This window comes from Flavobacteriales bacterium (assembly GCA_016779935.1).
Taxonomy (GTDB): Bacteria; Bacteroidota; Bacteroidia; order Flavobacteriales; family UBA7312.
In genome coordinates this window covers 1-15271 of record JADHMQ010000015.1, presented here as the reverse complement: position 1 = coordinate 15271, position 15271 = coordinate 1, and the positions used below count along the sequence as shown (strand labels likewise).

The 15271-nt window shown below is 35.2% G+C and carries 9 protein-coding genes; 3 read left to right on the top strand and 6 right to left on the bottom strand.

Annotation, left to right across the window (positions count from 1 at the left end):
• Positions 1-7 precede the first annotated feature (7 nt).
• From dnaJ to ISP73_07210, 6 genes are all read right to left on the bottom strand, one after another.
• A complete protein-coding gene (gene dnaJ / locus ISP73_07235; protein ID MBL6658373.1) occupies positions 8-1132 on the bottom strand; it encodes a molecular chaperone DnaJ in 1125 nt (374 codons plus the stop codon).
• 1 nt (position 1133) lies between these two features.
• Positions 1134-1607 (bottom strand): nucleotide exchange factor GrpE, encoded by a 474-nt coding sequence (locus tag ISP73_07230; protein ID MBL6658372.1) that lies wholly within the window; start codon positions 1605-1607, stop codon positions 1134-1136.
• Between the two features lie 98 nt (positions 1608-1705).
• On the bottom strand, positions 1706-2212 hold the full coding sequence (locus ISP73_07225; protein ID MBL6658371.1) for a TlpA family protein disulfide reductase: 507 nt from the start codon (positions 2210-2212) through the stop codon (positions 1706-1708).
• A gap of 13 nt (positions 2213-2225) precedes the next feature.
• On the bottom strand, positions 2226-3533 hold the full coding sequence (gene murA / locus ISP73_07220; GenBank protein MBL6658370.1) for a UDP-N-acetylglucosamine 1-carboxyvinyltransferase: 1308 nt from the start codon (positions 3531-3533) through the stop codon (positions 2226-2228).
• A complete protein-coding gene (locus ISP73_07215) occupies positions 3534-4154 on the bottom strand; it encodes a DUF4290 domain-containing protein (GenBank protein MBL6658369.1) in 621 nt (206 codons plus the stop codon).
• A gap of 54 nt (positions 4155-4208) precedes the next feature.
• A complete protein-coding gene (locus tag ISP73_07210; GenBank protein MBL6658368.1) occupies positions 4209-6449 on the bottom strand; it encodes a UvrD-helicase domain-containing protein in 2241 nt (746 codons plus the stop codon).
• Positions 6450-6658: 209 nt separating this feature from the next.
• Here ISP73_07210 and ISP73_07205 point away from each other — a divergent pair, with 209 nt between their 5' ends.
• From ISP73_07205 to ISP73_07195, 3 genes are all read left to right on the top strand, one after another.
• Entirely contained in the window at positions 6659-7675 is a 1017-nt protein-coding gene (locus tag ISP73_07205; GenBank protein MBL6658367.1) for a gliding motility-associated C-terminal domain-containing protein, read from the top strand.
• Positions 7676-7817: 142 nt separating this feature from the next.
• Positions 7818-12239, top strand: a complete 4422-nt coding sequence (locus tag ISP73_07200) for a gliding motility-associated C-terminal domain-containing protein (GenBank protein ID MBL6658366.1) — start codon at positions 7818-7820, stop codon at positions 12237-12239.
• A 31-nt stretch (positions 12240-12270) separates the two neighbouring features.
• Positions 12271-15271 (top strand): SprB repeat-containing protein (locus ISP73_07195; protein MBL6658365.1); only part of this gene is annotated, 3001 nt, incomplete at its 3' end.

Sequence of the window (15271 nt, the reverse complement as noted above, 5' to 3'; positions counted from 1 at the left end):
TTTAAGTTTAATTAAACATATCTTTTACTCTTTCAAAAAATGATTTGTCTGAAGAGGTAGGGTTTGGTACAAAACTTTTAGAGTCTTTTAAACCTTTAAAAATTTTCAATTCGTCTTTGGTTAAGTTTTGCGGAGTCCATACATTTATATGAACGAGCAAATCGCCTTTTCCGTATCCATTCAATGAGGGTAGTCCTTTGCTTTTGAGTCTAAGGATTTTACCACTTTGTGTTCCAGCTTCAATTTTGATTTTTGCTTTGCCACTTATGGTAGGAATTACAACATCATTACCAAGTACAGCATCTGTTAAGCTTACATAACAATCGTAGTGTAAGTTATTGTTTTCCCTTTTTAAATCTGTATGCTCTTCAACTTCGATTAGTATAATTAAATCACCTGCGTAGCCATCAAAAGGAGCTGCATTTCCTTTTCCACTTACTTTTAGCTGCATTCCATCCTCTACACCTGCTGGAATATTGATGCTTACAATATCCTCTTTTTGTATCAAACCATTGGCATCAGAACCTTTAGGTCTTTTATCGATAGTCTTTCCTAATCCGTTACAGCTTGGGCAGACTGCTGACGTTTGCATTTGTCCTAAAATCGTATTGGATACTCGAGTAACTTGACCGTTTCCACCACATGTAACACAAGTATTGTAGGTTACACCTTCTGCTTGTACAAGTTTTTTGACTTTTATTTTTTTGTCAATTCCGTTAGCTACGTCTTCAAGAGTAAGTTTTAGTTTGATTCTAAGGTTAGTGCCTTTGTTAACTCTTCGGCCTCCTCTGCTACCACCTCCAAAAAAACTATCAAAGGGGCTGCCACCACCTCCAAAAATATCGCCAAACTGTGAGAATATGTCATCCATATTCATGCCGCCGCCACCACCAAAACCACCGCGGTTGCCCATTCCTGCATGACCAAATTGGTCATAACGTTTCTTTTTATCAGTATTGCTTAAAACATCATAGGCTTCAGCAGCTTCTTTGAATTTTTCTTCAGCTGCCTTGTCATCAGGATTTTTGTCGGGATGGTACTTTATGGCCATCTTTCGATAAGCTTTTTTAATTTCGCTATCGCTAGCGGATTTGCTAACGCCTAATACTTCGTAATAGTCTCTTTTACTCATTTTATTCGTTGTTAGCTACTACAACTTTAGCGTAGCGAATTACTTTATCATTTAAAAAATACCCTTTTTCAATAACGTCAATAATTTTACCTTTCATATCGTCAGAAGGCGCAGGGACGTTTGTGATAGCCTCATGAAAATCAGTATTTAATTCTGTGCCAATTGGATTGTCAATTGCTTTCAAGCCTTTTGATTCTAAAATACTAATTAACTTATTGTAGATTAAAACAACTCCTTCATCTTCTTCTTCACTAGCCTTGATTGAACGCTCGAAGTCATCAACGATTGGAAGGAGAGCGCTAAGAACACTTTCTCCAGCTGTTTTGTAGAGTTCAATTCGTTCTTTGGCTGTTCGTTTTTTGAAATTTTCGAATTCAGCAAAAAGTCTTAGGTGTTTGTCGTTGAGTTCTGAAAATTTCTCTTCGATAGTTACCTCTTCAATTTCTTTTTTAGATTCTTTTTTCTTTTTCGCCATTTTAATAAGATTGTTATTGACAAACTTAATATCAAAAATAATGCCAAAATATCAGATTAGACATTTTGTCATACGTTTGACAAACTAATAAAACTGTTTTAGTTGATTTTTTGAGAATTAAGGAACTTATTTAAAGCGTCTCCTTTTAAGTCTTTAGCAATAATTTCACCTTCTCCATTAAGGACAAAGGTTTGAGGAATTGAACGCACTCCATATATGGATGCGGCATCCGACTGCCATCCTTTCAAATCACTAACGTGGTATTCCCAAAATAGTTTATCGTCTGTCATTGCTTTTAGCCAACTGCTTAGTTTTTTGTCTAGAGAAACACTGTATACTTCCAGTCCTTTTCCGTTTTTAAATCTTGCGTTTTTAAACCTTTTGTAGGTGGAAACTAAGTTTGGGTTTTCTCTACGGCATGGTCCGCACCACGATGCCCAAAAATCAACAATAACATATTTACCTCTCAATGAAGATAACTTCATTATTTTTTCTCTAGGATTTTCATAAGCTAACTCTGGAGCCGAATCGCCAATTTTTAGGGCTTGAGAATAGGAGTCAAGCGTTAGAAATGCAATTAGTGAAAAGAAAAATATTTTTTTCATAATATGATAAATGTTAGTCAACTCTTTTGATGTTTGCACCTAACTTATTTAGTCTCTCGTCAATATTTTGGTATCCTCTGTCAATCTGATTTATGTTGTCAATTACACTAGTTCCGTCGGCAGAAAGAGCTGCTATAAGTAATGAAACTCCTGCTCTAATATCTGGCGAAGTCATTCTGGTAGCTCTTAATGCTGATTTTCTGTCTAATCCAATTACAGAAGCTCTGTGTGGGTCACATAAGATAATTTGCGCACCCATATCAATCAGCTTATCCGTAAAGAATAATCTGCTTTCGAACATCTTTTGATGAATTAAAACACTTCCTCTAGCTTGGGTAGCTACAACTAAAATTATACTCAATAAATCAGGAGTAAATCCTGGCCATGGTGCATCGGAAATGGTTAAAATTGAACCGTCTATAAAATTCTCAATTTCATAACTTTCTTGTGAAGGTATGTAAATATCATCGCCACGTCTTTCTAGTTTTATTCCTAATTTCTGAAAAACACTTGGGATAATTCCTAATTCATCGTATTGAACATTTTTTATTGTTAGTTCTGACTGAGTCATAGCGGCTAGACCGATAAACGAGCCGATTTCAATCATATCAGGAAGTATAGTGTGCTCGCATCCTTTGAGTTCTTTTACTCCTTCAATGGTAAGAAGGTTTGAGCCAATACCACTTATATTAGCACCCATTCTGTTAAGCATTTTGCACAACTGTTGTAGGTAAGGCTCACAAGCAGCATTGTATATGGTTGTTATTCCTTCTGCCATTACTGCAGTCATAACAATGTTTGCGGTTCCAGTAACAGAGGCCTCATCCATTAGCATATAGGTGCCTTTGAGTCCGTCAGTCGTGACTCTGTAAAAACTTTCTTTGCTGTCGTATTCAAATTTTGCGCCTAACCTTTCAAAGCCAATGAAGTGAGTGTCTAATCGTCTTCTACCAATTTTATCACCACCTGGCTTAGGGATATATCCTTTTCCAAATCTAGCGAGTAGAGGACCTACAATCATTATGGAGCCTCGTATTCTAGTCCCTTTAGTTTTAAATTCATCTGATGTCAAATAATCAAGATTTATTTCATCAGATTGAAAGGTATAGCTATTAGGACTTAGTTTTTGAATTTTTACCCCTAAGTCAGATAATAAGTCGATTAAAATATTGATGTCGACAATATCAGGTAGGTTGTAAATTGTAATCTTTTCAGCAGATAATAGTACTGCACAGAGTATTTGAAGGGCCTCATTTTTTGCGCCTTGGGGAATAATCTCACCACTTAATTTTCTCCCACCCTCTATAATAAATGAACTCATTTAGTTTCGTTGTTGATTTCTGCCTCGGTTATTTTTCTTTTTCTTCTTTGGAGAAGAGCTTTGTTTTACGTTAGGTGCAAATTTTGATAATTCAATACCTTCTTGAATTTCTAAATTGTTGTTAGATAATTTTTTCAGATGATTGAAAATTACTTCATCCTCTACAAAGTCAAGAATCCAATTGACGTATGATTTTTTCATTTGGTTAGCAATGGCAATAACAAGCTTATTCTTTAGCTCTTTGTCTTCCATTTTTATTGCCTCTACAATCATTTTTTCAATGACTTTACCGTAATGATTGTACTTAATTTTACTGTTAGGGTAACCTAATGGTTCTGGCTTTTCAAATAATTTTTCAATGACTGGTTTCTCGTAAGGAGAATCAACATCTAGTTTGAAATCTGAAATTACATAAAGATGATCCCAAAGTTTATGTTTGAAGTCAGCCACATCTCTTAAGTGTGGGTTGAGGTCTCCCATAATGTTTATAATGCCTTCAACAAAGCGTTGTCTGTCTTTTTTATCTTTTATTTCGATGGCGTGCTCGACAAGTTTTTGGATATGTCTTCCATACTCAGAAATGACTAGTTTGTTTCTGGAAGTATTGTATTCTAATTCCATTCAAGAAAGTGTTTGTAATTATTTTTCGAAAGTACGTTTTATTTTTAAACTATTTTAATTGATAATTGTCAATTTAGCAAATTTTAGAAGAAGAGTTTTTTGACCATTTCCTTCAAAGAAAATTGTAGCCTTTTTATTTCCTGCATGCCCTTCAATTTGCAAGATTTTCCCTTTGCCAAACCTTTCGTGACTAACATTCATGCCTGTTTGAAGCTGATTATTACTGGAAGATTGATCGCCAGCTTTAGTCATTGCTACATTGGCTTTAGTTAGATTTTGAGGAGTATATTTCTGAGTAATATTTGGTTTTTTATTACTAGTAGTTGGTTTGTTAAAGTATTGCTTTTTTACGTTTACTCTGAGATTAGTATTGTTTTGAGGTTTTACTCTATCTCTTTTTTGAATCTCCCAATCCAAAAACTCGTCGTCAATTTCGTGTAAAAATCGACTTGGTTCACAGTCTATTAGTTGTCCCCATCTCCAACGACTAGTTGCATAAGAAAGATTAACATATTTTTTTGCTCTTGTTATAGCAACATAAAAAAGCCTGCGTTCTTCTTCTAATTCTTCTCGAGAATGAACAGAAAGCTGAGAGGGGAATAAATTTTCTTCAAGACCGACTATGTATACATAAGGAAATTCTAAACCTTTTGCAGCGTGAATAGTCATCATCGATACTTTATTTCTATCCTCTTTATCTTCTTCTTTATCCTGATCTGTAATTAGAGCCACGTCTTGCATGAAGAAGTCTAATGAAGTTGGTTCTTCCCTTTTTTTATTTTTTTCTACAAAATCTTTGATAGCATTAAGAAGCTCTTGAACATTTTCATATCGACTAACTCCTTCTGGTGTTTTGTCCTTGTCAAGTTCTCTTAGAAGCGATGTTGATTTGGCAATGCTATTGGCAAGTTTGTAGGCATCTTCATTCAATTGAGCTTTGAAGCTATTTATTAAAACAGCAAAATCAGTGAGTTTCTGTAAGGTGCTTTTGTTCACACCAATTAAAGAGTGGTAATCAGGATTTTGGATGCATTCAAAAATACTTGTGTTATACGTTCGCGAGCAGATAATAAGTTTTTGAATAGTAGTGTTTCCAATTCCTCTTGTTGGGAAATTAATAATTCTTTTTAAAGACTCTTCATCTTTGGGATTGATTACAATTCTGAAATAGGCAAGTAAATCTTTCACCTCTTTTCTCTGGTAAAATGATAGTCCACCATAAATTTTAAAGGGGATGTTTCGTCTTCTGAGTGATTCTTCAAGAGACCTTGACTGAGCATTTGTCCTGTATAGTATGGCAAAATCACTGTAAGGAACCCTCTCATTCATTTGAATTTCAAAGATGGATTGACCAATAACTTGCCCTTCTTCATTATCACTAAAGGTTTTACAAACCTTTAATGCTGAACCCTTTTGATTTTTACTGTAAACTGTTTTTTTAATTTGATTTTTATTGTGTTTAATAAGACTATTTGCAGCATTCACAATTGTTTGAGATGATCTGTAGTTTTGTTCAAGTTTAACAGTTTCAAAATCAGGATAATCATTTTTGAAGTTTAAAATATTTTGAATGTTAGCGCCTCTAAAAGCGTATATACTTTGGGCGTCATCTCCAACCACACAAATATTCTCATTCATAGCAGCTAAACGCTTAACAATCATATACTGTACTTGATTGGTATCTTGGTACTCATCTACTAAGATGTACTTGAATTTGTTTTGGTATTTATTGAGGGTTTCAGGAAAGTCTCTTAACAAAATAAAAGTATTGAAAAGTAGATCGTCAAAATCCATTGATCCGGATGAAAACAGCCTGTTTTGATAGGTCTTGTAAATCATTGCCATTTCCTTAAGTCTTCGGCTCGAATCTTCGGCTTGTAGTGATGCATTAGACATATAACTAACGTATGAAACCAAATTGTTTTTTAGTTGGCTGATTCTAGAAAGTAGCACGTTAGGCTTGTAAATGTCCTTGTCTAGATTTAATTCTTTGACAATGCTTTTTAGGAGGTTCTTAGAATCGGAAGTGTCATAAATTGTGAAGTTTTGCGGATAGTTAAGTTTGTCGGATTCAATTCTTAAAATTTTTGAAAAAACAGAGTGGAAAGTACCCATCCATAAGTTTTGTGCTTCAGGACCAATTAATGAATGAATCCGTTCTCTCATTTCTTTAGCTGCCTTGTTGGTAAATGTCAGCGAAAGTATGTTAAAAGGGTCAATTCCTTTTTGAATCAAATGAGCAATTCTGTATGTTAAAACTCTGGTCTTTCCTGAGCCTGCTCCAGCAATGACCATAATAGGTCCTTTAGTATGTTCAACAGCTTGTCTTTGTGAGAGGTTTAATTCCGCTAAAAAATTTTCCAAAGTGATGATTGATTAAATTTTGAAAAGCATAATTGTATGCTCAAAAATAGAGTTTAAAAACGGTTTTTTAAATACTATATAAAGTCAGTTTTCAACAAAATTGTTTTGCCATAAAAAAAGAGTAATTTCGCAATCAGATTATGACAAGATTATTCATTTTATTACTCTTATTTTTACATTTTGTCGCATTTTCACAATGCAGTTTGGAAATTTCTGATACCACTCATGTAAACTGCAGTGGTGATAATACTGGTGCTTTTTCTTTTAATGTTACTGCCGTTGAGCCATACTCAATAAGTTTGAGCAATGGAGTCGTGTCAATGAATGGGACAGGCTTTTCAAATTTATATGCAGGTAATTATGAGGCCATTTTAATCGACAATGATTTATGTGCCGATACAGTTTCAATAAAAATAAAGGAGCCACAACAATTAAGTTCAATTTTAGAGTGCATTGGGTCAGAAATCATTTCTAATACAAATGGTGGTGTAGAAGAGTATGTTTACGCTTGGAGAAATGAAGCAGGTCAAGTGATGTCGAATAATACTTCGATTTTATTTGAAGCTAAGCAGTTTTATGATTTTGAAGTGATTGATTCAAAAGGCTGTAGTTTTAGAGATACTATTAACGTTTTAGCGGATTTTACAGTGAACGATTCTTTGGGTGAATTTCCTTTTGATATTTACATAACAAATATGAGTATTTCTGCCCTTTTCGGTTGGGACTTCGGAGATGGAAATACTTCTCAGACCAAAGACCCCATTTATACTTATGAAAATGTAGGTGATTATGATTTAACATTAACAGTGACAGATGATAGCCAATGTTCAGATAGCAAAGTTATTAAAATTGAGGTTCAAGGATTTGAGATGATGTTGGATGACTGGCAAGAAATGTACAACGCATTTAGCCCTAATGGGGATGGTATTAATGACAATTTTTCGTTTTTAGAAAATCATGCAATAGAAGATTTTGAAGTGAAAATATTTAACAGATGGGGTTCGGTAGTTTATAATTGGTCAAATCCAAATTACGAATGGGATGGGCTAAGCTTTAGCGGAAATAAATTAGCGCCAGGTGTCTATTATTATTTCATGAATGCACGAGGTTTTAATGGTAAAGTGTATGAAAAGAAAGGATCTGTAAGTATCTATTGATGTTAATTAGTGTGTGAGTACAGATTTTTACTAAATTGCGAGCTGATGCTTAATAATAAGTATCTTTGACAAATTAGTAAGATTTAAATGATATTTTTGTAAATTCAACTATGGAGAATTTACTTTTATTAATTGATATAAAATGATGAATATTAAAAGTTACTTTTTATTGGTTTTTAGCTCTTTGTTAATTGCCTCAAATACTTATGCTCAACAAGTGTTTATCAGTCAAGATTTTGAAAATCCGGCAACTATGGATTGGACACTTAATCAAGTTGTCCCATTTTTAGGAACGGTTTCTTCTACAAGTAACACATTTGTCGTTAACGACGTATACCAAGGTGGAATTGTTCAATTTGCTCCTTTTAATTTTCCACAAATTCCTAATACTGCAGATCAGGGCTATCAACCCAACAGTAATTACCTGCATACGGCCTCACTTTCTGGTTTAGCTGGTATTCCTCCAAATTTCCCGCCAGTTGAAAACTGTCATTATGCTGATCAGTTTTGGGATGGAGTAAATCAAGAACTTATTTGTGCCGTAACACCAGACTACAGTACTGTAGGGTTTGAAGGTGTTGATGTTTCTTATTGGTGGTTTAGTGGTGCTTCTGAATTTACTTTTGGAACAGAAGTATATTATTCTATTGATCAAGGAACGAATTGGATATTGATTGATGGTCCTTTGTCAGCAGATACAACTTGGCAACAAGCATATATTGATTTAGGAAATACACTAGACAATCAGCCAAACGTAAGGTTTGCGTTTGTATTTAATAATGAACTTGAAGATAACATTCTATCCCCTGGCGTTACAAACGCAAATATTGGTTTTGGTTTAGATGATTTTAGACTAATCGCAGATTGTGATTTTTCTTTACCTGATGATTACACTGTTTGTTCAGGAGAAGAAACTACAATTTTTGCTGATACCACATGGTATCAAACATTTAGTTGGAGTACTGGCTCAACTGTTGATAGTACTTCTTTAGTTATTAATGAAGATACAACATTGATTGTTGTAGCGATTAATGATTACTGTACAATAACTGATTCAATTACGGTTTTTGTGCAATATGACAGAGCCGATTTAGGTTTATCTGTCAATGGTGAAGTTAATGGTGTGGGAATTCCATGTCATGGAGACTGTAATGGTGAATTACAGCTTGAGGTAATTAATGGCACTGCTGAAAATGATGGTTCTTATACTGTTCAGTGGATGGACTCCTTAATGAATCCGATTAACGCTAACATTTCGGATGAAGTACTTAATAATTTCACTTCTACATTATCTTTGATTTGTGAAGGTAAATATTACGTCTCTGTTTTGGACGCTATTTGTACTATTCCAGAAATGGATTCCATAGAAATTTTTTCGAATGATTCTATTCAGAATGTATTTGCATTTGATTCCGTTTCATGCTACAATGGTGCCGATGGAGTAATAACTTCAAATCCTAGTGGCGGAATTGCACCCTACAGTTTTAACTGGGGGTCTTATGGAACTACTCAAACAATTTCATCACTACCAATCGGAACATACACTGTGGTCGTGACAGATAGCGTAGGATGTTCAGAGGATTTTAGTTTTGAAATCGAACAGCCTAATCAATTAATTGTTGATGCGTTTATTTCTGACGAAATCAGTTGTTATGGTGAATCAGACGGAGAACTTTCTGCTAACGTCTACGGAGGTATAGGAAGTTACACTTTTGTTTGGAGTCATCCAAACTATCCTTGGGTAGATGATGCTCAATTTAACCTTCAAACTCTACCAAACTTACCTTTCTCAGTTGGAGCGGATGATATTGAGATAAATCCTGACTATCAATCTTATTCAGACCCCTATGTATTAACAGTAACTGATGGCAATGGATGTCAATCTCAATCTGAAATTTTCCTTATTGAACCTCCTAAGTTAAACGTTGTTTTAACTCAACCGACCTTACCTGCTTATTGTAATAATAATTTACTAGGATTTAATACTGGATGGGCACAAGTTTCTGCAACTGGTGGTACACCTGACGCTAATGATAATTATAACTTTGTTTGGTCAGTAATAGGACAAACAGATGAAAACGTACTTTACAGTACAATTGATAACATGAACGCTGGCACATATGATGTTACTGTTGTTGACAGTAGGTTGTGTGCAGATCAACTTTCTGTTGATATTGGTTTAGACGCAACTTGGGAAGCATTTACTTCTACTGTTCCAGCTTCTTGTTTTGGATATAATGATGGTTCAGTTTCTATTTCTATGGAAGGTGGATGTGGCGACCCTGACAATTCTTGTGATTTTACATACTTCTGGAATGGAGGTGCGTCTACAGGCAATATACTTTCTAGTGTTGATAATTTACAACAAGGTGCATACTCTGTAACTGTTACTGATGAGTTCGGTTGTCAAGGGGTATATTCATTGACAGTTGATGGACCAACTAGAGTTGACTTTCAAATTACAAATTTAGTTGATCAGTCGTGTTTCAGTCCAACGGCATCTTCAGATGATGGAACTGTTGAGGTCGAGATTGTAGGTGGAGTTTCACCATACACAGTCAATTGGATAGATATGAATTCAATGAGCACCTACAATGGTACAACTTCTGATAATTTAACAATTACCGGTCTTACTGCAAGTGATTGGGATATTCAAATTACAGACTCTAACGGATGTAATGGAGTGTTTGACTTGACCTCTTTACATCCAAATCCATTTACAATAGATGATGGCATTGAGGTAACTTCAGCAATAAATACTGATGAGTTATTTTTAACCGATACAATTAACTGTTTTGGGACTTCTAACGGTATAGCATCGGTATTAAACCCTAATCCGAATTTTGAATATACATGGCATTTACAAAACTCTACTGATACAATTGATGAAGGTAGCACGACTACATTCTTACCCGCTGGAGATATTCAAGTAAAAGCTTCTTATTTACTTGGCCTGTGTGAGGCGACATCATCTTCAGTCACTATTGTTGAAAGAGCACCATTTATATTAAATAATAATAGTAGTACACCTTCATGTCACGAAAACGAAGATGCAGAAATTTCGGTTTCAGTAACAGGGGCTACACCATTTTTGAATAACGCACAACTATCTGACTATAACTTCTCCTGGTTCCCTTTAAATTTAAATGGTCAAGGAGTTTTGAATACTAACGGATCACTAGATATTGAAATTTCTAATTTAGATGGTGGAACGTATTATCTAGAAGTGGTTGATAGATATGGTTGCGATACTGTATTTACAATTGACATCGAGGACCCAGCATTAGTTGTAGCAAATATTTTTTCTACTGATTTAGATTGCCATGCCTCAAATGGATCTCCAACAGGTTCAATTAAAGTAGATGGTGTTGGAGGAACAACACCGTATCAGAGCTATAACATATCGTCAACGACCTCTAATGCAACTGGACTATTTAATGGTTTAACAGCTGGTTCATATGATGTTTCTGTAACTGATGCCAATGGCTGTGAGTCGCAAGTTTCGGAAATTATACTTTCTGAACCCTCACCACTTACCATTACGGCTAATTCTGTTGGTGTTGACTGTGATGGTGCAAATACTGGAGAAATAATAGCTGTAGCCAACGGAGGTACCCAGCCTTATAATAACTATACAATTTCAGGTGCTTCTAATTCAAACAGTTCTAATGGAGTCTTTAATGGTATTGTTGCTGGAAATTATGATGTAACAGTTTTTGATGATAATAATTGTCAGAAAACAGTCAACATCAATGTTTCTTCCCCGGCACCTTTTACTGCACCAACCATTACATTTAATGATCCAAGTTGCTTTGGGTTAGAAGATGGTTCTATTGATTTAACTATTGGTGGCGGAACAGAGCCATTAGTATTTGAGTGGTCAAACGGTGAAAATACAGAGGATATAAGCTTCCTGTCATCTGGGGCATATAGTGTCACTATTACCGATAAAAATGGTTGTCAGACATCTGCTAATCAAACACTAACAGATCCTGCTCAAATAGTGGCAGATTGGGTAATTAATTCGCCGGGAGCTAATGGAAGTCATTACATTCTTTCTCAACCCGCACCATTTAATGTTGAGTTTTCCGATATCAGTCAGAATACCGATATCAGTTTGAATCAATGGTGGGTTAATGGTATGAACATGACTGCAAATTTTTATGAAGGTTTTGCAACGAATTCATTCCAACATACGTTTAATGAAGTAGGAGACTATGATGTAGTGATGGAAGTATTCGATCCTTCTGGTACGTGTTCAGATACTATTTCATTAGTTGTATCGGTGCAAGGTATAATTGAATTTAACGCTTTCTCACCAAATGGCGATAACGTAAATGATGTATTCCATTTTGAGAATTATGGTATTCGTGACTTAAATGCTGTCATTTACAGTAGATGGGGAGATAAGATTTATGAGATAGAAAACCCTTCAGATGGTTGGGATGGTATATCGATGAATGGTCTTGAAGTTCCTGAGGGGGTGTATTTTTATGTTTTAAATGCTATTGGTGAGGACGGAACCCCATACAACGAAAAGGGTTCTGTTACACTTTACAGATAACACTTTAACCTTAAATTTAAATTGAATTAGCATGAGACAATTTTTAATTTTATTGCTTGTATTACTAGGCATTAATAGTAGTGCTCAATTTATAACTTCAGTTGATACTGTTTTGTGCTCTTCTCAAGATATTACACTGACAGCCTCAGGTGCAAATCTTAGTCCTTCATTTATAAACACAGATGATATTCATTCGGAAATCATTCCTATGGGTTTTGATTTTGAATTTTATGGAAACACTTATAACGAATGTATAATTTCAGCAAATGGATATATAACTTTTGATTTAACGCAAGAAGGTGTTTTTTCTCCATGGACTATAGGTAATGCTATTCCAAACCCTAACAATGTGCCAGAAAATGCTATAATGGCCCCTTGGCATGATATTGATCCAAGTGTTGGCGGATCTATTGTTTATGGAACCTACGGTGCAGCTCCTAATAGAGTGTTTTATGTTGTTTGGTGTAGTATGCCAATGTTTTCATGTAACGATTTAATTGTGGGTCAATATGCTTTACTTTTTGAAACATCCAATAAAATACAAATGCATCTTGATGAGAAGCCTCTTTGTGTCAATTGGAATGGTGGAGCAGCTATACAAGGTTTAGTTAACGAAAATAGCACCTTATTCGAAATTGTTGATGACCCTGTGCTTGGTCAGCCAAGAAACTTTCCCTTACAATGGGATGCTTCTGACGAGGGATGGGAGTTTCTTCCTAACGCAGATTTTACAGATTATACTGTAACAGAAATTCCATATAGCCCAATTGCAACAGGTACTGTAATATGGACAGATCAGTACGGAAATGTGTTAGGTGAAGATTTGGAAATTACGGTTACTCCTGATACAGGAGCAGTCTATTACTACATCACCGTAGTTGATGTATGTACAGGTGAAGTTATTCCTAAAGTAGATTCTATACTTATACAAACTTTCGCACAAACAAAAGCCGGTTTAGTTGGAAATGCAGGTGAGGATACTACAATTTTCTTATGTGATGTAACTAATGGAGCTGACTTTTTAGATTTATATAATTTTTTAGGTGATGAATATGATGAAGGTGGAATTTGGTTTAATGAAAATGACAATCAAGTTAATTCACAACAAAGTTTAGTTGAGAGCACTAGCGGTGATTATTCTTATATTACTTACGGAGTTAATGATTTATGTAATGATACTTCGTTTATTAATTTATTTGTAAACAAACTGCCTGATGCCGGTGAAATAGGTTTTAAGCTCGTTTGCTCAGGTGACCCTACTTTTAACATGTTTGATGAATTAACTGGAAATCCTCAGACAGGAGGTTCTTGGTACGACCCATCTCTTAACCCTGTTCCTTTTATTTTTGATCCATTGAGTTCAGAAGTTGGAATATATACCTATATTGTAGAAGGTGTTAATGCATGTCCATCTGACTCTCAAATATTATCAATTGATTATCAACAAGGTTTTGAAATAGAGACGTATTCAACACCTGTATCTTGTTATGGCTATGATAATGGCAGCATTACTTTATTTGCTGAAAATAATACGGTTAACCCAATAACCTTCTCAATAGACGGAGGTCAAACCTTTAATCAATTTAATTCATTTGAAAACCTTCAGTTTGGGACATACAATGTTTCTGTAAAAGATGGAAATGGCTGTATTACCGAAGAAGAACTTACAGTTTCTGCGGCACAAGCACCTATTAGTGTTCTCGCAACATCTACAGACGCTTTGTGTAATGGAGACAATTCAGCCTCAGTTAGTGTTTCCTCAATCTCAGGAGGTAATATCTCATCAAATGGATATTCTTACACTTGGTTTAATTCTGGAACAAATGAAGTGGTAGGAACTGATTCATCTATTTCTGTTACTGCTGGTGGATATTATTTAGTTGTTGAGGACGATAATGGCTGTCAGGGTTCCGACGAAGTTTCTGTTGAGCAGCCTAATCAAATATCATACAATATAGTTAAACAAGATATTTCTTGTAAAGGCAATGATGATGGATTCATTCAAATTCAAATTACTGGAGGTGGAACCCCTCCATATAATTTCAATTGGACAACTCAAGGCAATAACACATCATCAGTATTAAATAACCTTACAGCCGGCACATATGACTTAGAAATTTCAGATTTAAATAACTGTATTTCTAACTTGAGTATAGAGTTAACAGAGCCTGTGCTACCTCTTTCTATCGCTTTGACGAATATAGATGTCTCATGCTTTGGTGAACAATCTGGTTCTGCGTCAGTTTCAGTAACTGGTGGCACACCACCATATTCATACGATTGGAGCAGTGGTCATGTAACACCTGATGCTAATCAATTACCTTCAGGCTTACATACTGTTAGAGTTACTGATTTTCGAGGTTGTGAGGTAGTCGATACCATTCAAATATTTGAGAATAATGAAATACTAGCTTCTACAACTACTTCTGGAGTGTCTTGTTATGGATTCTCGGATGGAAATGCATCTGTTTCTGCCTATGGAGGTACTGGGACATTAGATTATACATGGTCAACGGGTGATATTACTACAACAATACTTAATCAGCCTTATGGCGATTATTGGCTTAAGGTTGAAGATAGCTTAGGTTGTTTCGTAATAGATTCACTTTTAATTGACCAGCCAGGTCCTTTAAAAGCTCAGCTTTTAACAACTGACGTAAAATGCTTTGGTGGTTCAGATGGTGAGATTATATCAACTGTTAGTGGTGGTACACCTTCGATTAATGGATATAATTACAGTTGGTCTATAAATGGAAACTCACTAGCTATTAATAATGCCTATGTTAATGGACTTCCTTTTTCTACTGCTCCTTATACAATGACTGTTACAGATTCTCTTGGGTGTCAGCTAACAGTTTTAGCATACGTAAACGAACCTAGTGAACTTGTTCTCGATACAAGTGAAATAGTTTCTGCTTATTGTTTGAACATTCCGTCTGGAGATGCTTCTGTTGTTGCTTCGGGTGGTTTCTTGAATACTAATGGAACTTATTCTTTCAGTTGGAATACAGGAGATACAACCTCTCTTATAT